20 protein-coding genes are annotated in these 19,274 nt (G+C 61.5%); 9 read left to right on the top strand and 11 right to left on the bottom strand.

What is annotated here, in order from left to right; translation table 11 throughout:
• Positions 1-7: 7 nt before the first annotated feature.
• From IC234_RS05600 to IC234_RS05610, 3 genes are all read right to left on the bottom strand, one after another.
• Entirely contained in the window at positions 8-2,575 is a 2,568-nt protein-coding gene (locus IC234_RS05600) for a PAS domain-containing protein (RefSeq protein WP_190922870.1), read from the bottom strand.
• 101 nt (positions 2,576-2,676) lie between these two features.
• A complete protein-coding gene (locus IC234_RS05605; protein WP_190922871.1) occupies positions 2,677-3,039 on the bottom strand; it encodes a glyoxalase superfamily protein in 363 nt (120 codons plus the stop codon).
• Between the two features lie 3 nt (positions 3,040-3,042).
• On the bottom strand, positions 3,043-3,690 hold the full coding sequence (locus tag IC234_RS05610) for a zinc ribbon domain-containing protein (RefSeq protein ID WP_190922872.1): 648 nt from the start codon (positions 3,688-3,690) through the stop codon (positions 3,043-3,045).
• A gap of 139 nt (positions 3,691-3,829) precedes the next feature.
• Here IC234_RS05610 and IC234_RS05615 point away from each other — a divergent pair, with 139 nt between their 5' ends.
• From IC234_RS05615 to IC234_RS05630, 4 genes are all read left to right on the top strand, one after another.
• A complete protein-coding gene (locus tag IC234_RS05615; protein WP_223827509.1) occupies positions 3,830-4,429 on the top strand; it encodes a Crp/Fnr family transcriptional regulator in 600 nt (199 codons plus the stop codon).
• Positions 4,430-4,527: 98 nt separating this feature from the next.
• Entirely contained in the window at positions 4,528-4,965 is a 438-nt protein-coding gene (locus IC234_RS05620) for an SRPBCC family protein (RefSeq protein ID WP_190922873.1), read from the top strand.
• Positions 4,966-5,120: 155 nt separating this feature from the next.
• Entirely contained in the window at positions 5,121-5,504 is a 384-nt protein-coding gene (locus IC234_RS05625) for a hypothetical protein (protein ID WP_223827510.1), read from the top strand.
• 92 nt (positions 5,505-5,596) lie between these two features.
• On the top strand, positions 5,597-5,947 hold the full coding sequence (locus IC234_RS05630; protein ID WP_190922875.1) for a DUF3140 domain-containing protein: 351 nt from the start codon (positions 5,597-5,599) through the stop codon (positions 5,945-5,947).
• Between the two features lie 61 nt (positions 5,948-6,008).
• Here IC234_RS05630 and IC234_RS05635 read toward each other — a convergent pair whose 3' ends face one another.
• The 3 genes from IC234_RS05635 to IC234_RS05645 all read right to left on the bottom strand — a co-directional run bounded on the left by IC234_RS05635 (position 6,009) and on the right by IC234_RS05645 (position 9,241).
• Entirely contained in the window at positions 6,009-7,334 is a 1,326-nt protein-coding gene (locus IC234_RS05635) for a glycoside hydrolase family 28 protein (RefSeq protein ID WP_190922876.1), read from the bottom strand.
• A gap of 111 nt (positions 7,335-7,445) precedes the next feature.
• Positions 7,446-8,132: a spondin domain-containing protein gene (locus tag IC234_RS05640; RefSeq protein WP_190922877.1), complete on the bottom strand. Its 687-nt coding sequence runs from the start codon at positions 8,130-8,132 to the stop codon at positions 7,446-7,448.
• A gap of 245 nt (positions 8,133-8,377) precedes the next feature.
• Positions 8,378-9,241: an ETX/MTX2 family pore-forming toxin gene (locus tag IC234_RS05645; protein WP_190922878.1), complete on the bottom strand. Its 864-nt coding sequence runs from the start codon at positions 9,239-9,241 to the stop codon at positions 8,378-8,380.
• Positions 9,242-9,572: 331 nt separating this feature from the next.
• Here IC234_RS05645 and IC234_RS05650 point away from each other — a divergent pair, with 331 nt between their 5' ends.
• The gene (locus IC234_RS05650; RefSeq protein ID WP_190922879.1) at positions 9,573-10,046 is read left to right on the top strand and encodes a hypothetical protein; all 474 of its coding nucleotides are present in this window, start codon (positions 9,573-9,575) and stop codon (positions 10,044-10,046) included.
• Between the two features lie 261 nt (positions 10,047-10,307).
• Here the strand turns inward: IC234_RS05650 and IC234_RS22240 are convergent, their stop codons facing one another.
• The 3 genes from IC234_RS22240 to IC234_RS05660 are packed head-to-tail and all read right to left on the bottom strand — an operon-like array spanning position 10,308 to position 10,940.
• Positions 10,308-10,565 (bottom strand): PIN domain-containing protein, encoded by a 258-nt coding sequence (locus IC234_RS22240; protein ID WP_394354870.1) that lies wholly within the window; start codon positions 10,563-10,565, stop codon positions 10,308-10,310.
• Positions 10,483-10,719: a PIN domain-containing protein gene (locus tag IC234_RS21745; protein WP_223827511.1), complete on the bottom strand. Its 237-nt coding sequence runs from the start codon at positions 10,717-10,719 to the stop codon at positions 10,483-10,485. The genes IC234_RS22240 and IC234_RS21745 overlap by 83 nt, the downstream gene beginning before the upstream one ends.
• Positions 10,719-10,940: a hypothetical protein gene (locus IC234_RS05660; protein ID WP_190922880.1), complete on the bottom strand. Its 222-nt coding sequence runs from the start codon at positions 10,938-10,940 to the stop codon at positions 10,719-10,721. Before IC234_RS05660 ends, IC234_RS21745 begins: the two co-directional genes overlap by 1 nt.
• A gap of 448 nt (positions 10,941-11,388) precedes the next feature.
• On the opposite strand from IC234_RS05660, the gene IC234_RS05665 reads away from it, so the two are divergent.
• Positions 11,389-12,627, top strand: a complete 1,239-nt coding sequence (locus IC234_RS05665; protein WP_190922881.1) for a T9SS type A sorting domain-containing protein — start codon at positions 11,389-11,391, stop codon at positions 12,625-12,627.
• Between the two features lie 106 nt (positions 12,628-12,733).
• Here the strand turns inward: IC234_RS05665 and IC234_RS05670 are convergent, their stop codons facing one another.
• Positions 12,734-12,943: a hypothetical protein gene (locus tag IC234_RS05670; protein WP_190922882.1), complete on the bottom strand. Its 210-nt coding sequence runs from the start codon at positions 12,941-12,943 to the stop codon at positions 12,734-12,736.
• A gap of 467 nt (positions 12,944-13,410) precedes the next feature.
• On the opposite strand from IC234_RS05670, the gene IC234_RS05675 reads away from it, so the two are divergent.
• On the top strand, positions 13,411-14,784 hold the full coding sequence (locus tag IC234_RS05675) for a hypothetical protein (protein ID WP_190922883.1): 1,374 nt from the start codon (positions 13,411-13,413) through the stop codon (positions 14,782-14,784).
• 159 nt (positions 14,785-14,943) lie between these two features.
• Here IC234_RS05675 and IC234_RS05680 read toward each other — a convergent pair whose 3' ends face one another.
• On the bottom strand, positions 14,944-15,897 hold the full coding sequence (locus IC234_RS05680) for a hypothetical protein (protein WP_190922884.1): 954 nt from the start codon (positions 15,895-15,897) through the stop codon (positions 14,944-14,946).
• A 532-nt stretch (positions 15,898-16,429) separates the two neighbouring features.
• Here IC234_RS05680 and IC234_RS05685 point away from each other — a divergent pair.
• Both IC234_RS05685 and IC234_RS05690 read left to right on the top strand, forming a co-directional pair.
• Positions 16,430-17,137, top strand: a complete 708-nt coding sequence (locus IC234_RS05685) for a hypothetical protein (RefSeq protein ID WP_190922885.1) — start codon at positions 16,430-16,432, stop codon at positions 17,135-17,137.
• A gap of 159 nt (positions 17,138-17,296) precedes the next feature.
• Positions 17,297-19,270, top strand: coding sequence for an NACHT domain-containing protein (locus IC234_RS05690; protein WP_190922886.1), 1,974 nt, complete (start codon positions 17,297-17,299; stop codon positions 19,268-19,270).
• Positions 19,271-19,274 lie beyond the last annotated feature (4 nt).

The raw sequence follows: 19,274 nt of genomic DNA on the forward strand, positions 1-19,274 counted from the left end.
GCTGGGTTCAGGCCAAATTGGGCAGCACCACCGTGAACGTGGAGCCCTGGCCGGGCTGGCTGTGCACGCGCACGGTGCCGCCGGCGTTTTCGGCCATGCGCTTCACCATGTAGAGGCCCACGCCGGTGCCCGGCACGTGGGTGTGCAGGCGCCGAAACATCACAAACAGCTTGGCTTGCTCCTCGTCGCTGAGGCCCAGGCCGTTGTCCTGCACTTCCAGCAGCACCTGGCCGTTGGGGCAGGTGGCGTGCAGCGTCACTTCCGGCGGGTGGCCGGGGCGGTGGTACTTCACGGCGTTGGAGAGCAGGTTGTAGAGAATGCTGCGCAGGTTTTTGGGCGAGAAGCGCACGGTGGGGCAGGCGCTCACGTCCACGCGGAGCTGGCCGCCGGTGGCGGCCAGGGCGGGGGCCAGGTCCTGGCGCACGGCTTCGGCCAGGGCGGCCAGGTCCACGGCTTCGGCGGGCTCGGCGTGGGCCAGCTGCAGCTTGCTCACGTCGGTGAGGTGCACCAGCGTGCGCTGGAAGCGGGCCACCGACGCGTGCATGAGGCTGAGCAGGTGGGTCACGTCGGCGTCGTGCCGCACGGGGGCGGGCAGCTGCTCTTCCAGGGCCAGCAGCAGGCCTTCGATGTTGGCAATGGGCGCGCGCAAGTCGTGCGAGGCCGTGTACACGAAGGTGTCGAGGTCCACGTTGGCGTGGCTGAGGCGGTCGTTGGTGTCGCGCAGCTCGTCGTTGGCGGCCAGCATTTCTTCGTTGATGGCGGCCAGCTCCTCGTTCAGCTCCTGCACCTGCTGATGGGCCTGCACCTGCTCGGTCACGTCCGTCACCAGGGAGTAAAAGCCCAGCACTTCGCCGCGGTGCACGTCGGGGATGTAGTCGGTGCGGATGTGCCGCACGAAGTCTTTGCGGTAAGGCATCCGGGCCTCGAAAGAAAGGCGCTCGCCGGCCAGGGCGCGGGTCATGTAGGCTTCGGTGGCGGCATATGCCTCCTCGCCCACCACCTCCCGCACGGGCCGGCCCAGCAGCAGGGCCGGGTCGCGGTTGAACCAGGTGCGGTAGGCGTGGTTGGTGAACTGGTAGCGCCGCTCGCGGTCGACGTAGGCAATGAGCACGGGCAGGGCATCGGTGAGCAGGCGCAGGCGCTGGGCCGTGTCTTCGGTGGCCTGGCGGGCGCGCATCTTATCGGTCGAATCGACGATAAAAGCCAGGATGCCGGTGGTGCGCCCCCGTTCGTCGTGCAGCGGTTGGTACACGAAATCGACGTAAACCTGCTTCGTGCGCCCGGTGGCCGGATTGAACAGCTCGGCGGCCATCTCCTTGCCCACAAACGGCTGCCCCGTGGCATACACCTGGTCGAGCAGGGCCACGAAGCCCTGCGACACTACCTCCGGAAACGCCTGCGCCACGGTGAGCCCCAACTGGGTCCGGTCGCCCGAAAGCTGCTGGTACGGCTGGTTGAAGAAAGTATAGCGGTGGTCCGGGCCTGCGAGCGTGGCAATGGAAGCCGGCACTTGCTCCAGAATCTGGCGCAGCAGGGCTTGCTGCTGCTGCACCTCGCGGGTGCGCGCGGCCACGCGGGCCTCCAGCTCCTGGTTGAGGTCGAAGAGGGCCTGCTGCGACCGGGCCAGCTCGGTGTTGGACGTCAAAAACTCGTCGTTGCTGGCCCGCAGCTCCTCGTTGATGGCGGCCAGCTCCTCGTTCAGCTCCTGCACGCGCTGGCGGGCGCGCACCTGCTCCGTGATTTCCACGGCAATGTCGACCACGCCCAGCACCTCGCCGCGCGGCCCCAGCAGCGGCTGGTACACAAAATCATAGTACGTGGTTTGCACCTGCCCGTCGCGCAGGAGCTGGGCCGGGGTTTCGCGGCCCGTCACCGGCTCCCGCGTGGTCATCACCTGGCGCAGCAGCTCGTCGAAGCCTTGGCCGCGCAGCTCGGGCAAGGCGTCGAGCAGGGGCTGGCCAAGCAGTTGCTCCGGCGAGCGTTGCCAGATGGTGCACACCTCCGGGTTGGCCGCCGTGATGCGCAGCTCCGGCCCCTGAAACAGCGCAAAGGCCACCGGCGCCTGCATGAGCACCGCCTGCAGCATGTTGCGCTCGCGCTCGGCCGCGGCGCGGGCCTCCAACTCGCGGGCCTGGCTGGCGCGCAGCTCCTGCTCGGCAGAAGTGCGCAGCTGGGCGCTGGTGTCTTCGAAGCTCACCACCAGCACCTCGCCCAGGCGCTGGGCCACCAGCACGTAGTAGCCGTCGAGGCCGTCGTGCTGGTAGTTGTTTTGGCGGCGCGCCAGCTGCCCCGAGAGAAAGGCGTCGCGGTAGAACTGAAACACGCCGGCGACTTCGGCCGTGGGGTACAGCCCCAGAAACGACTCGGCCGAGCCCGAGGGCACCCGCAGCAGGCGCTGGGCGGTGGCGTTGATGTGCACCACGGCCAGGTCGACGATGGTGCCGGAACCGGCGGCATCGTAGAGCGGCCGCAGCAGCAGCACGCCGCTCGTCGAAATGTCGAGCAGCACGCGCAGCAGGTCTTCCGCAGGGGGGAGGCCGGGCGGCAGCGCGGACGGGGGCAGGTCTGGCATCATGGCGTGGCAAAGCCGGCAATGCTCCGGCAGGGTGAGTCGGCGGCAGGGTAGAATAGGGGCTTACGCAACGGCGGGCAGTGCGGCGGTGTTTGCGCCGGGGATTAGCCTCGCTCCACAAAAATGAGGCGGTTGCTGAACGGGTCGACCACCGTCATTTCCAGGGCCGTAGGGTCGTAGAACGGCGTTTCCAGGCTGGGGCGGTTGTACTTGTAGGGCTGGGCCAGCAGCTGCTTGTGGAAGGAGGCCAGGTGCTCAAAATCGTCGATAAACACCCGCGCTCCGGGCGAGGCGTCGCCGTGGTGCTCGGAAAGGTGCAGCGTGATGTCAGCGCGCGTCACCTGCAGGTAGGCCGGGCTGCCCGCCGGCCGGTGTTCCCAATCGATGCGAAAGCCCAGCCAGTTGAGGTAAAACTCCAGGGCTTTGTCGTAATCAAAAATGCGGAGAATGGGCTTAACGGTGGCCATAGCCTAATTTTTGGTGCCGCACTCGGCGCAAAACTTTTGCTCGGGTTTCAGGGCTTCGCCGCAGCCGGTGCAGTGGCGGGCCTGGGTGTTGGCGGCGGGGTTGGGCGTGCCGCAGCTGCCGCAAAATTTTTGGTCGGCCGAGAGCTTGGCCTGGCAATTGGGGCACTGCAGCAGGGCGTCGCGGTTCAGAAAGTCGAGGTGCTGGGTGTAGTCCTGGGCGCGGGTTTTTTGGCGAATCTGCTCCTGGGCGGCCTGGGCCTGGTGGGCGCGCAGCTCCTCCTGCTCGTCGGGGGCGCAGGTTTCGCAGAGGCCGGCGCTGTGGTTCCAGCAGGCATCGGGGCACACCCAGTGGCCGCAGCGGGTGCACTGCTTGAACTGCTGCTTGCCCTCGGCCACGGCCGTTTCGAGGGCCGCGTCGTGGGCCTTGCCGCCCACCGCGCGCTGAATGTGGTATGCGGCATTCTCGGCCCCGCCAAGCCCGCCAAACAGGCTGCCGGCCGCCTGCAGCAGGCTCCCCGCAATGCCGATGGCGTTGGGCTGAAACCGCGACATGTAGCCGTTGTGGCACCGGTCGCAGTGAAACTTGAACTGGAAGCCTTTGTCGGTCGAAAGGTCGTCGTAGTTGGCAACGAACTGAATCAGGGTGCTCATAGCAGAAGGTGGAAAGGTGGCACGGGCAAAAGTAGGGAGAGCCATGGAGTTGGAGCGGTGGCTAGCTTCGCTTGGCGCCCCGGCGGCTGTATCGCGGCGCGTTCAGTATCATTACGGCCTGCTTTTGCCCCGTTGCGCCATGCCCACTGCCCCACCCGTTGCCGAGTTGCTGCGCCTGCACATGGCCCGGTTTGTGGCCCTGAGCGACGACGACTGGGGCCTGCTGGCGCCGCACCTGCAGCTGCGGCGCCTGAAAAAGCACGAGTTGTTTGCGCAGGAAGGACGCGTGGCCGGCGAAGTAGCGTTTGTGCTGGACGGCATGTTCCGGCAGTTTTACACTAAAGACGGGGAGGAGCGCACCACCTATTTCTACTTCGAAAACCACCTGATGAGTGCCTATGGCAGCTGCATCAGCGGCCGTCCCTCCCTGCTCACCATCGAGGCCCTGAGCGACGCCCGCCTGCTTTGCTTTCCCTACGCGGTGCTGGCGGCGCTGTTTGAGCAGCGCCCGGCCTGGCAGAAATTTGGGCGGCTGGTGGCCGAATACCTCGGCCTGGGCCTCGAAGACCGCATGGTGAGCCTGCTGCTGCTCAGCCCCGAGGAGCGCTACCGCGACTTGCTGACCGGCCCCCGGAAAAAAATACTGGAACGCGTGCCCCAGCACTACATCGCCAACTACCTCGGCATCACGCCGGTGAGCCTGAGCCGCATTCGCAACCGCGTGGCCAAGGGCCGGTAGCCGCGGGGCGGTTGGTTTTCTTATCTTTTGTTATCGTGGGCCAGGGGCCGGCGGGAGGAATTTTGAGCCAGTCATTCACCTCCCAATCCCTCAGCGCCATGAACGTTCTTACCAACCCCAGCGCGCCGGTCCAAACCCGGCAACGCCTCGTCATCAACGCCGCTCCGGCCCGGGTGTGGGCCGTGCTCACCCACATCGACGGCTGGGCCGCCTGGCAGCCCGACATCAAGCGGCCCCACCTGCGCGGCCCCCTACAGGTGGGCACCCCGTTCAGCTGGAAATCCAGCGGCGTGGGCATTCGCTCGGAGCTGCACACGGTGGCGCCGGCCGCCGAGTTTGGCTGGACCGGCCACTCCCTGGGCACGTTTGCCATCCACAACTGGACGCTGAAAGCCGTGCCCGGCGGCACCGAGGTAACCGTGGACGAAACCATGGAGGGCCTGCTGGCCCGCTTGCTGAAAGGCCCCCTCACCCGCGGCCTCGCCCAGGGTACGCAGCAGTGGCTGGCCCGGCTGAAGGCCGAAGCCGAGAAGTAGGGCCACGCCGGTGCAAGCCGGCCGGATGGGCTGGCAACCGCCGCCTTCCAAAGAATCGGGCTGGCCGCGCAACCTCGCCGCGGCCCCGCCGGTCAGGGCTTCGAACGGGAGGAGCCGGCTGGCCTCGCCCGCGCCTCACCTCTTTTTTCTTTTTTATGCGAGTGAAGTACCTGTTTTCGCTGGGCCTGCTGGCTGGCCTGAGCGCAGCCAGCGGCCTGGCCGGCTGCACCGAAAAAGCCGATGTGGCCCCCGAAGCGCCCTGCGGCACCACCGCCACGGTGCGCCTGTGCCTGGGCAACACCCTGATGTGCCCCACCGAGCACACCACGCTAGTGCTGGCCGACGGCACCCGGCTGCGCCCCCGCGGCCCGCTGTGGGAGGCTTACCTGCCGCAGCAGGCCAATGGCGCTACCCTACGCATTGGCTACACCCGCGGGGCTACGCTGCCGGCCGGCGACATCGCCGACGTGGAGGCCACCATCACCTGCCTGGAGTACCCCGTGATGCGTTGCGGCACACCCTCGCCCGGCGGGTGGTGAGAGGGGCGGTAGGAAGACGGGATGAAGGGCGCAACTCAACGACTGCGTTGGGAGTACATCGAGAACAAGCTGTTCCACCTTTCCTCTTCCACATGGCTACCTCCCACACCCCCGACGCCGGCGACATTTACGCCACCTTCAAGCAAGACGTGAACATGACCGCCAGCGAGCTGGAAAAATGGCTGAAAACCGACGAATCCAAGTCGGTGGGCCAAGACAGCGGCGATGGCACCAGCATTGGCCGCCACTCCGGCGAGCACATTGTTGACATTCTGCACAAGAAGAAGGCCGACCTCACGCCCGCCGACGAAGCCCACATGCACAAGGTGCACAGCTACGTGGCCCGGCACTCGGTCCAGGGCCCGCACGACAAAAAAGACATCGAAACTTCGCGCTGGCGTTACTCCCTTATGAACTGGGGCCACGACCCGCTGAAGAAGTAAACCAAAAAAGCCCCATCCAGCACGGATGGGGCTTTTTTTAGGTCGTTTCAGGGAGCCGGCGTCAATCTGGCTTGAGCGGCGTGGCGGCTGGGGCGGCCGTGCCCGCGGCGCCGGTTTTCAGGGCAGCGCCGTTGAGAGTCACGTTGTCGAATTTCACGTCGGCGTACTTGTTGGGGAAGGCGGCCTGGTCGGCGGTGGCGGTCACGTTTTTGAAGGCGATGTTGCTCACCTTGTCGGTGGGGTTGCCGTTCAGGACCGCAAACTGCTTGCACTTCACTTTCACGTTGGCCACGGTGATGTTGCGGATGGTGCCGAAGGGCTTTTCGGTGCTGCCGGCCATGTTGAAAAACTGCGTCCAGGGCGAGAGCGTGACGATGGTGCCGCACTTGCCCGTGATGCCGTCGACGGTGATGTTTTCGTAGACCTGGTAGGTGTCGGGGCGCATTTTGAAGAGCAGCACGGGCCGCTCGTTGTCCATGCGGCAGTTGCGCATGGTGATGCGGTTGGCGTGAATGCACTCGCTGCCGCAGGTGAGGGCCGCGTGCACTTCGCCAAAAGTGCAGTTCTCAATCAGCACGTCTTCGATGGGGCCGTTTTCGGGCAGCTTCTGGGCGGTGGGGCCTTTGCCGCCCTTGATGGCGATGCCGTCGTCGTTGACGGAGATGTAGCAGTTGCGCACGGTCACCTTGCGGCACACGTCGATGTCGATGGCGTCGGTGCTGGGCGCCTTCACCGGCCGGAACGGCGAGCGGATGTCGCAGCCGTCGATGAGCACGTTGTTGGACTGGTAGAGGTGGGTGGTCCAGAAGCCGGCGTTGTGCAGCTTCACGTTTTTGATGGTCACGTTGTTGGAGCCCCAGATGAACACTAGGCGCGGGCGGTGCACCTCCAGGTTGGTGGCGTACTTGCCCAGCTTCTGCATCGAGTCGCGGTAAAACCAGAACCGCTTCCAGAACTTCAATCCGTTGCCGTCGATGGTGCCGGGCCCGCTGATGGTGAAGCCGTTCACTTGCTTGGCGTTCACCAGGGCGGCGTAGTAGTCCAGCTTCTGGCCTTCCATGCGCGAGGGCACTAAGGGGTAGTCGGCAATGTTATCGGAGCCCTTCAGCTTGGCGCCGGCCTGCAGGCGCAGGTGGGTATTGGGCTTGAAAAACAGGGCGCCGCTCAAAAACACGCCCTTGGGCACCACCACGGTGCCGCCGCCAGCCGCGCTGGCCTTGTCGATGACCTGCTGAATGGCTTGGGTGCTGAGCTTGGTGCTGTCGGTGCCGGCTCCATATTGCGTGATGACGTAGTCTTTGGGGCCAGCAGGCGTTTTCGGGGGCGCGGGGGCGTGCAGCGAAAAAGCCGCCAGACAGGCCGCCAGCGGCGCAAGGAGAAGTTTCATGGGGCGGGAAATGGGTTGAACGGCGCAAAGAAGCGACCCGGCCGCGGCCGCACTGTTCTGTAGTTACCCGCCCGCCGCCCCGCCGGCGCCAGGTACCCGCGCCGGCTCGGGTTAGTTGAGGCGCTCCAGGTGCCAGGTGCCCAGGGGCGGGCCATCGGGCGCGGGGCCCTGGGCGGGGGCTAGCCGCAAGGGTGTCACCACGCCGGCCGGCAGCGTGGGCTGGTCGGGCGCGGTGAAGGTGGGGCCGCTGTCGGTGCCGGCGTCGTAGGCGCGGGCGGGCAGGTGGCGCTGCGTGGCCCACTGGCCGGTGGCGTCGAGCAGGTTTTCGTCTTCGAGGGCCACAAACCAGTCCGGGCTGGGCGCTATCATCGTCACCAGGCTCAGGCGCGGGTGGGCAGCGTCGAGGCGAATGGTGTCGGAAACGCTGCCCGGAGAGTTGAAGTAAGGCGCTTCCAGCAGCCGAAACGCGGCCCCACTGCTTTGCAGGGCGTTTATCTCGGCCCGTAGCGCCGTGTTGTTGCCGCGCTCGGCCATGTTTTTGATGCCGAGACTGGCCGGTTGGCCCGACCGGAACAACAGCGCATCGGCCCGGTGCGAAGCCCCGATAACATTCGAAAAGTGCGCCCCGGCCGGAAAGTTGGCGTGGGTGCCGGCGCTCCAGGTGGCCTCGAATGTGACGCGATAAAGAGCTGACCCTATTGCCGGCGCGGGCAATGTTTCCTCGGTGTCAGGGGCTGTGGAGCAGGCGGCCAGCCCGACGGCAAACAGCAGCGAAAGGCGATGGAGCGAACGAGGCATGGCACAAAAAGAATAAAGAGCCCGGGGTATCTGCCGGGCCAGACGCTGGCTATGTACTGCCCTTACAGGTTCAACGGTTTTTATGGCAGAGCAGCCGGGGCTGGTAGAAATGCCCCCGGACCGTCAACCTTCCCGCCACCGCCGCAGCCGCCGGCTTTCTGCGGCCTTTTCCCCAATGCCGGTACCACGCAAAACGGCCCGGAAACGCAGGGTTTCCGGGCCGTTTTTTTAGGCAAGGGGCAGGGTTAAGCTTCCACGCCTTCGGCGGCTACGGCCAGGATGGGGCTCATCGAAGCGTCGGCCACCGGCTCCAGCGCCTGCGGGGCCGCGGCCTTAGCGCTGGCGGCCGAGCTGCGCAGGGGGTATTGCTTGGCCGTGACGCCCACGCTGACGCCCTGGCTGCCCTGGAACACGCCGGTGGCCTGCGTCGTGACGCCGCCCGACACGATGGAGTAGCCCGAGGTGTCGATGATGTTGTGGTCGAGGCAGTCCTGAAACACGGACTGAATGGGGATGAACCACAGCCAGTGGCCGTTCACCTTGTCGTTGTTCCAGATGGCCACGCTGCCCTGCAGCAGCACCGCTTGCGTGAAATTGACGTCGTAGCTCTGCGTCGAAATCACCATGTCGGCCTTCACCGAGCTGTTCGCCGGCACGTTGATGGGCGAGTTCACGCTCCAGGTCTGCGTGTTGGTCTTGGTCTGGCCCTGGGTGGACGACAGCCCCAGGGTGACGGTGACTTTCTGCGAGCTGGAGGCCACGGCCGGCACGCCTTCGGTGGCCGATATCTCAATGCCCACCGACAGCGACTCGGTGATGGACCAGGTGAAGGACTGCTGCGAGGTTTGGGTTTCCTGGAAGGTGTTTTGCTGCTGCACGCTCGTGCCGTTGTCGTACCACAGTTGGTAGGCCACTTCCGAGCCTCCCACCGGCGGGGTGTTGCTGGTGTACACAATGTCCTGCACCTGCACGTTGGTCTGGTACTGGTGGTAGTTGTCGAGGAAGCTCTGGCTGCCGTAGTTGGTGCTGGCCGTAAACCGGCAGCTCGTGCCGTGCTGGCTCGAATACCAGTTGCCCCAGGCGTCGGTGATTTGCTGTAGGGAGTTCATGCGCTGTGCTGTGTAGAAAGGTGAGAAATTAGGTAATTGTCTTTCGATATGGCAAAGTAAATTGCTGATATACAGAGGTGATTAACGTAGAAATACCCACTTTTGAAAATGGGGTAATTCTACCTGCCGGGCGGCGGGTGGCCCCACCGGCCCCGCCCCGAAGCAGGGCGCCCAGGCCGCGCAGGCTCGGAAAGCCCGGCCTACTGCTGTCGGAGCATTTCGTGAAATAATGTTCAGATAAGAAGGTTACCTTGTGCTGGAAATACCACCGGTTTCCTACTCCACCTCCTGTGGAGCGCGCCGGGGCATCACCGGGCATCCTAGCGAGCTTATGCACTACTCCTTCTTACTCCTGCTCGGCGGCTGTGCGCTGCTGGCCGGCTGCGGCGCCGATGAAAAGCCGAGCCTTCCCGTGCCCGCCGCCGGCGACAACCGGAGTATCCTCCGCTACCAAATCAACGGGCAAACTTTCGAGGAAGAGGCCCGGGTGAGCTATCAGCCCGCCGCCCCGCCCACGCGCCCCTTCGACGTGCTCAACGTGGAGGCCGGCGATTCGTCCCGGGCTTCGAGCGGCGCCTACGTGCTGGTGGCCTTTCTCAAAAGCGCCGGCCGGCCCGACAGCAACTACGGCGTGGTGTCCATTCGCTACCGCAACCCGACCATCCAGCTCGGGTGGGGCATCAGCCCGCGCGGCACCCTGGCCCAGTGGAACGGCGGCTGGCGCGGCTCGTTTAGCGGCCCCGCCACCGACCAGCTGAGCGGCCCCCGGGTGGCCATCGAAGGCGAGTTCATAAACGTGCGCTGAGGCGCCGCGCGGCCGAAAAGCAAGCGGCTACGCTTTCCTGCCCACGGCTCCCGGCCCGTTTCGCTACCCCCAAGCTCATCGTCCTCGGCGGGGGCGGCTCCAAAGACGACCCCGCCGCGAAGCTGGCCGCCTAAGCCGCGAGCGAAACGCAAAGCCCCGCCAGTTGCTGGCGGGGCTTTTTGGGTGGGTAAGCGGTGGGCGCTCCCTTCTTCATCTGGGGCTTCGCCGTCGTAGTGCCTTCACAGACGTAGACGCGCAGGGCTAAGGCCAAAACACGTCTAGGAACCCTGCTAATGATATCACTGGTACCAAAGGAAATTCGATGGCCTGCAACACCTGAAAATGACGGTCGTTGGTGACGAGAAATTCGGCGCCGGCAGCAATGGCTACGTCCACGAACTTATTGTCGTCGCCATCGGCCGTGATGAGTTGCCAGTTATAGATAGGCTTCCTGAAAATGCGTATTGGGGGCCACCATGAGAATGGTAAGTACCAAGTTGGCGGTGGCGGCCGAGTAATGCTTGGTTAGCTGTTCCTCGTATTCGGTCAGAATTTCGTTGCTGACCACCCATTCAAACGCCTCGGCTTCGAATAACCGGTAAAGCCGGTAGTAGGGGCTGCGCGGGGAGATGGACGCCAGCAGGCAGTTGGTGTCGACGACGACCCGGCGCATCAGGACGCCTGATGGAGCAAGCGGTCGAAATCATCGGGAGTGTAGCCCCGCTCGTCGCTGGCGCGGGTGGCTTCCTGCTGCAACCGGGCCGAATAGTGGCGCACCAGCACCCGCTTCAACTCCAGTACCTGGGCATCGGTCATGCCGTGGCCAAACAGCCGAAGCAGGCTGATTTGAAGCTCATTCAGCGGTGTAGCAGGGGCGGTGGATTGGAACGACATGGGAAAAGCGTTTCGGTGAAAACGGCTTGGGCAACTAGGAAGTTCTTGGGCAGGTGGCTAGGTGCTGTTCAAAGATAGAAAACGGCCTACGAAAACTCGCCCACCAAACACGAGGTGTGGCTGCGTTTCCAAGGCTATACCAAGTTCACCGTCCTCGGCGGCGGCTCCAAAAATGACCCCGCCGCGAAGCTGGCCGCCTAAGCCGCGAGCGAAACGAAAAGCCCCGCCAGTTGCTGTCTGGTGGGGCTTTTTTTGTGGGGCGTTTCGTTCGTTAACAAGTGTGATAATACTATAATTTTATACTATCACTGTGTCACTGAATCAAGCTCAAAGGATATAAGCCGTCACAGGAGGAATGCACGTCAGGTTACTACCTGCCCATTTTTGCTTCTTTCCCAAACAGCTACATTAATACAATGCTTTAGTTTTGATGCAAACCTTCCTTTTTATGATAAAACAGCTATTACTACTCGCTCTAGTTGGAATAACTAGCGAAAGCGCAACTGCTCAATGGACCAACATCGGCCCAGGAGGACAGTCGCTTTCCTCCATCAGTTTCTATAACGCGAACACCGGCTACACCTGTGGGTCTGCCGGCAGTCTGTACCGTACCCGAGACGGCGGGGCCACCTGGACCTTGCTGCCGAACTTCACCACTTCCGGGTTGCTCAACCGCCTGCGGTCCGTGGCAATGGCCGACGCCACGAGCGTGCTCGTCATCTGGGAAACCCCCAGCCAGACCCAACCCACCGCTAGTTACTTAAGCATGAACAGCGGTGGCCTGTTTAATCTGCAAGACTACGGCTCCTATAACAACATGACGTTCCGCACGCCCAACATTGCCCTGCAAGTGGGAGGCGCCGGGACGTTGCGCTACAGCACGACCGGAGGGTTCCCGTGGCAGATAGTCCCTAGCGGAACGCAACAAACGTTGCGCGATTGTGATTGCCCTACGCCCATTGATTGCTTCGTGGCGGGTGACAATGGCACGGTGCGCAAAAATGTATCGGGCAACCTATTTACTTGGCAAGCACTCAATAGCACCACTTCGGCTCAACTCAATGGTATTTTCTTCGATTCTCCAACCCGAGGCTACATCGTTGGCAACGGGGGCACGGCGCTGCGCACGGTTGATGGTGGTGTAACGTGGATTCCTCTGAACCTCGGGACAACCGTCAACCTCAACGATGTGCGCTTCTTGGATTCAGATGTGGGATTTATTGCTGGGGATTTCGGAACCGTTTTTGCGACAACCGACCGGGGGGTAACCTGGCGCCGCGAAGCCACCAACACATTTGAAAACCTGAATTGCATCACGTCTGTGGGCAATGCAGCTATTGCTAATAGCACTTGGATAGCAGGAGACGGAGGCACCGTGCTCAAACGTAGCGCGGTTACGTTGGGCAATCGGAGCACGGCAGCAACTCGTGCATGGGAAGTGTACCCCAATCCTTTCTCAACGTCATTATCAATAGATGTACCTAACACAGCCGCCCAGCGTATTGAGTTAGTAATAGTCGATGCGGTGGGCCGCACGGTATTTACTCGAGAACTTTCCGGATTAGCAGGCCAGAAGGGGACTGCTGTAGCCTTGCCCACAACACTCAGTGAAGGAGTCTATGTAGCGCAACTGAAATTAGATGGGCAACTCGCACAAACTCATCAATTAATGAGGAGGCCTAATTAACATTAAATGCTGTTTAGTCAGAAGTTTTCTGAACGTGATTAGCACGCACCACAAAAAAGCCTCGCCAGTGTCTGGCGAGGCTTTTTTGTGGTGCGTGCTACGGGGCTTATTCGTCCGGCTGGCGCATGGGGGCTTGGCCGTTCTGGATGCGGGCCACCACGCTGGCTACGGATTGGTTGTATTCGGCTTCGCTGGCAAATACCGTGTGCGAAAAGGCTGGGGTGTCTTTGCGCGTCGCTTTCGGCGCAGTGCGCGGAGAAATGGCGGTAGTTGTTCGTTTTGCTACGGTAGAAGCCTTTTTGCGGAGCTCGGCCATGAGAATGAGTCGTTAGTCGGCGAATAAGGCGCGGTGGCAAAGCGTTTCAATGAAAACGGGCCGGGCAGCGGGGGAGTTCGGGGAGGTGGCTGGGTGCTGTTCAAAGATAGAAAATGCCATGGGAGAACTCGCCTACCCAGCCCGCGGTGTGGCTGCGCTTCCAAGGCTACCCCCGGCTCCTCGTTCTGGGCGGAGGCCGGGCGGCCGATGCCCCCGCCGCGCCGCCAGGCGCCTAAGCCGCGAGCAAAACGAAAAGCCCCGCCGGCAGTTGGCGGGGCTTTGGGTGCCGTGAAAGCCGCTTCCGGGCCCGCTACCGGCGCAGCCACACTCCGTGTGGGCCCGCCGACTTACCGGCTGCGGTTGTTCACATACCGCGTTAGGGCAAAAATGGGAATGCCTTGTATTTTTGGTTGGCCATTGAAGTCCTTGCTTCAGTTCTTGTGTCCAATATCCACGCTTTTACCACTATGAAGAAAAACTACGCCTGGAGCTGGCTGCTGCCGACCCTGCTCAGCCTGCCGCTGGCCGCCACGGCCCAATCGGTGGGCATTGGCACCACCACCCCCGACCCGAAGGCGGCCCTCGACATCTCGGCCACGGACAAGGGCCTGCTGGTGCCACGCCTGACGGCGGCCCAGCGCACCGCCATCAGCAACCCGCCCGTGGGCTTGATGGTGTTCCAGACCGACGGCACCCAACCGGGCTTCTGGTACTACTTCGGCGGGGCCTGGACCAGCATTCCCAACGCCAGCACCAGCGGCGACAACCTGGGCAACCACACCGCCACCCAAACCCTCAACCTGAACAGCCAGCGCCTAACCGGGGCGGCTACCTTGTCGCTGGGCGACTCGACGGCCCAGGTGGAGCTCAGCGCCAACGTGCAAGACCCCAGCGCGGCCCTGCTGACGCGCAGCAAATCCAACCGCCTCTTCAGCCGGGCCATGCTTTCCGGGTTCGGCCGGGGGCCTTATGGCCAGGACATCGACTACGCCGTGTGGGGCAACGCCTACCGCGCCGACGGCTGGGGCGGCATCTTTTCGGCGGGCAAACCCGGCGGGCCCTTCCGCTGGGTGGGGCTGGCCCAGCACCCCGGCTTCGTGGGCTCGGGTGGGGTCATCCGCATCGTGGACGGCAGCCAGGGCGCGGGCAAGGTGCTCATGTCCGACGGCGTGGGCTACGGCACCTGGCAAAACCCCAAGGCCAACGCCAACTTCGACCTCGGCCCCTACTTCCTGGTGGGCAACGGCGGCAGCGTGGGCCTGCGCATCAGCAACACCGGCAACGTGGGCATCGGCCCCGACGCGCCGCGGGGCAAGCTCGACGTGAACGGCGGCGGCGACGCCTACCTCGTGGACGACCCCAACAACGGCAGCAGCCAAAGCGTGTACCTGCCCGGCCACCTCTACCTGGCCCCCTACAGCGGCGGCAGCGGCACGGCCTACGTGCAGGCCCGCGTGCCCAGCCCCGGGGCCGGCACCAGCATCGGCCTGAACCTGCGCACCACCAACGCCGGCAACCTCGTGGAGGCCCTGGCGCTGAGCGCCAGCGGCGACGCCCGCTTCGCCGGCACCCTGGACCTGGGCCTGACCACGAGTTACACGGATTACACGCTCAACGGCAACAGCTACGGCCAGTTTACCGCCAGCTGCCCCGCCGGCACCACCCTCGTGAGCGGGGGCGGGGGCCACCGCGACTTCAACAGCGCCCAGCAGGACATCACCGTCAACTTCAGCTCCCCGGACCCCAACGCGCCCAGCTCTACGTGGCTGCTGCGCGTGAGCAACAGCAGCGGCAGCGGGCGGGCCATTCGGGTGTACTGCAACTGCGCCCGCATCCGGTAGAGGCGAGGGGGAAGGCCCAAGGCTTCGGCAGCTCACTTGCACGTCATGCTGAGCTTGTCGAAGCAGCTCTACCGCTTCGCCTGGGCCGTTCAGCGAAGCGGTAGAGCTGCTTCGACAAGCTCAGCATGACCGCCTTTTTACTAGCCGGTGTCTGCGGCGCTAGCGGGCCAGGTACTGGCGGCCCTGGGCCAGCAGGCCGGGCCGGTCGGAGAGGGCAATGAGGGCTTCCAGGGCGGCTTTTTTGTCGCGGGCCTGGGTGTAGTAGGCTTCGCAGATGCGGAAGCCGATGAAGTAGCCCAGGGCGCCGGGCTGCCCGGTGGCGGCGTCGGCGGTGGCCAGAAACCAGCGGGCTTCGGCGGGCTGCTCGGCGGCGCGGGCAAACTGCTGGCGCACGGCGGCTTCGTGCTGGCGGCCGTAGGCCACGGCCTCGGCGGCGCCCAGGCGGCCGGTGAGGCGGTAGGCCACGTACTCGGCGGCCCCTTCCAGGAGGGCGAGGGCGAGGTTGGTGCGGGCCTGGCCGGGGCGCTGCTGGCCGTGAATGATTTCGTGCACGCACACCGTGCTGATGGCGCTGAGCGGCGACACCCCGCCGCGCAGGTCGGGCCGCAGCTCGGCCAGGGGCGGGGTGGGGGTGGCGCATTTCAGCTCGGCGCCCACGTAGAGCAGCCCGTTCAGGGGCGAGCCGCCCACCTCAAACTTGCCCACGGCGAAGTAGATGTCGGGAAACACCGCGCCGGGGTAGGCCTTTTTGAGCGCCCGCGCCGCCTGCCCAATGGCCGGCCGCTGGCTGGCAATGGCCTGGGTGGCGGGCCGGATGGCCGCGAGGTAGCGCCGGTGCGTGCGCAGGGCGCGCAGGAAATCGGGGGCCTTGGCGTTGGCGGCCTCGGCGTAGGCGCGCAGGCCGGGGGTGGCGGGGGCCAGGTAGTCGCGCTCGATGACGGCCAGGCTGTCGGCGGTGCTGCGGGCGGCGGCCAGGTGGTCGAAGGCGGTCCAGAAGTGGTCGACGTCGGCCCACACCACGCGCAGGCTGTCGGGGTTGGGCTGAGGGGGGCGGGTTTGGGCGAGGGCCGGGGCGCTGGCGGCCAGCAGGCCGGCGAGTAGAAGCCGTTTCATGGTGCCAAGAAACAAGAAGAAGGGCAAAAGAACCGCTGGCCGCGCGCCGCCCAGGCACCTCGCCCCGGCCCCGGCGGCGCGGGGAGCCACGGCGGCACGCTCCGCCAGTTACAAGCAGAACCCTTCCGACGCCAGCGGGCGGGCTGCGGCGGGAAGGTTTGTGCTGCGGCGGGAAGGTTTGTGGTCCCGAAGCAAGGTTTGTGGTCCGGACTCAAGGTTTGTGGTCCTGAACGAAGGTTTCTTGTCCCGAAGCGGTTGGCGGGCGTCTGGAGCGAAGGTTTGTGGTCCCGAAGCGGTTGGCGAGCATCCAGAAACGGTTGGCGGGCGTCCGGAAGCGGTTGGCGGGCATCCGGAAGCGGTTGGCGAGCATCCGGAAACGGTTGGCGAGGGGCCGGAAGCGGTTGGCGAGGGGCCGGAAGCGGTTGGCGCGTATCGGGAAGGAAGGAGCGGCGGGTGGGGCGTAAATACAGGCCCGGCAATACCGAAATATTTGCTACGTTTGGAAATACTTCTACCCCTAACGCTCAGCGGTATGGACAACAACAAGCTCGACGCCCAACTGCGGCGCGACACCGCCACCGCCGCCGGCCTGCAAGCCGACCAGGCCCTCTACCAACCCCTGGAAGACGACATGGCTCCCCTGCGGGACGAGCACGCCGCCAACCTGGCCAAAGCCCGCCTGCTGGAAGACGCCGTGATGGGCGACGACAGCGCCACCGCCACCCAGCAAAAGGCCAGCGCCAAAGCCCAGCTCCGGGCCCTGGCGCCCCGCCTGGCCGCCGCCCTGCAAGGCTACGCCGCCAGCAAGAGCAACACCGACGAGGACCTGGCCGGCCGCGTGCGCACCTCCCGCTCCGACCTGGCGGCGGCCGGCGATGCCACCTTCGCCACCCTGGTAACCGCGCTGCTGAAGGAGGCCCAGCCCCTGGCCGCCCAGCTGGCCAAGCGCGAGTTCACGGCCGACGACCTGGCCGAAACCGCCCGGCAGCTGGCCCGCTTCGAGAAGAAGCAGGCCGGCCAGCGCACGGCCGTGGTGGCCGGCGCCACCGACCGCAAAACCCTCATCGCCCTGCTGCGGCGCAACGCCAACCTCATCAAGGAAATGCGCACGCAGCTCAAGGCCTACGAAAACTCGCCCACCAAGCACGAGGTGTGGCTGCGCTTCCAGGGCTACACCAAGCTCATCGTCCTCGGCGGGGGCGGCCCCCAAGACGACCCCGACGCAAAGAGGCCCGCCTAAGCTGCGAGCGAAACGAAAAGCCCCGCCAGTTGCTGGCGGGGCTTTTTTGGTGGCTTACGGTGTATACCTAGATGCCGATACTTTTTGTGCTTACTTGCATTAGCTCGACCTCAGGCTAACAGATGAGGAATGGTAATACTTAACACAACCCCATACAATATGGACCTGACTCAAGCCAAAGATATTGCCTCAATAGCAGCCCCTTTTGTCAAAGCAATAGTGGATGAATTTATTACGCCAAATATTAAACGACTTGCGAAGAGAAAAGGTGTGTCTATCCAGATGACAGAGCATGCTTTTGAAAATCATTTTGAGCAATATTTAATTGATTCTTATGATAAATATTCAACACCTAATATTTTGGTGCTAGGTAATCAGAAACGCCAGCTAAAAGATATTTACGTGCCTTTAGAAGTTGTAAATAATGCTGATGATAAGGTAAGTAAGGAAGAGAAGCATATTATTGATTCTTTTGAAAAAGACTTTATTCCATTTCATAAAAAAGTGCTTATAATTGATACGGCTGGTATGGGGAAGTCAACCTTGTCCAAACGTTTGTTCTTAGCTGCTGTTGAGCAACAAATAGGCGTTCCATTATTGATTGAGCTGCGGCGATTAAAGAAAGATTCAACCGTAATGGATGAGATTTTTCGTCAGTTATCAATGATTAACGAAAAGACGGACGAGGGTTTTGTTCTGGAGTTGATTAGCAAAGGAGGATTTGTTTTCATGCTTGACGGTTTTGATGAAATTGAGCATGAAGATAGAAGGGATGTTGTTGCTAATATTAGGGATTTTATAGATAAAGCACGTAAGAACTATTTCCTTTTGACATCTCGGCCTGAAGATGCTTTGACAGCATTTGGAGATTTTGTAAAGTTTAAAATTAGAGCCTTGCGTAAACCGGAGGCTTACTTGTTGCTGCAAAATTATGATTCACGCGGCGAGGTTTCAGCGTTATTGATAAAGAAACTGAAGGAAAAGGAAAACTCTAATATCGATGAGTTTTTAAAGAATCCATTACTAGTTTCTCTTCTGTTTGCAGCGTTTGAGCATAAACATACTATTCCATTAAAAAAACATTTATTCTATAGGCAAGTGTATGATGCTTTCTTTGAACGGCATGATTTAACAAAAGGGGAATCTTACACTAGAAATAAATATTCCAAATTGGAAATTGATGACTTTCACAGAATATTAAGGTTTATTGGATATCGTTCTATGGGCCTCAATAAGGTGGAATTTAGCAAGGATGAACTTGTGGCTATCATCAAAGAAGCTAAAGATTTCTGCATAGACCTTAAATTTAGCCCTTCAGATTTTTTGAAAGATATTCTGACTAAAGTTCCGCTTTTTGTGCAAGATGGGCTATACATTAAGTGGGCGCATAAATCAATTCAAGAGTATTTTGCTGCCAGCTTCATTTTTACAGATTCGAAATCCAAGCAAGGAAAAATATTATCAGCCATTACTCGTGCTAAGGGATATAGGTATATGAATACCCTTGACATATACCATAGTATAGACCCAAGTTCTTTTAGAAAATACGTAATTAATACATTTTTACAAGACTATTTGGCTGGTTTGGAAGATTTGAGGAAGATATGGCCAGATATAGACCCGGTTTCTGCTGCTGTATTACTAACCTCAAAGTATGTATTTATTAGGATTAATTCTGATAAGGTATTTTCTGAGATAAACTCTTGGAGAAAAAAACGAGGGGATGATGATATCTACGGTAGTTTGTCTGTGTTTCATGAGAACGAAGAGAAATATGACTCTCTTAAAATTTTATCTGGTCACAGGTCTGATAATGTAATAATAAACCTGCTCGCTTCTAAGAAACTTGGGTTTATAAGGCGTTATAAAATTGCTAAGAAACAAGGCGATTTGGGCCCTGAACCCACATCTGATTATAAGTTTCTAAACCTCGAATGGGGTAAGTTTTATGTGCTTTGTGCTGAAACTTGTGATGATTATTTTAAGGAAATAGACATAAACCTGTTGATAAATAGCTTCTCGAGTAGAGGTTTATTCGTGGATGAAGTAAAAGCTAATGTAGCGTTGAAAGCTATTGCCAAGGAAATAAACGAAGAACAGTCGGATGACTTCTTGATGAGTGGTATATTATGAGTTA

It is taken from the genome of Hymenobacter armeniacus, from assembly GCF_014699055.1.
Taxonomy (GTDB): Bacteria; Bacteroidota; Bacteroidia; order Cytophagales; family Hymenobacteraceae; genus Hymenobacter; species Hymenobacter armeniacus.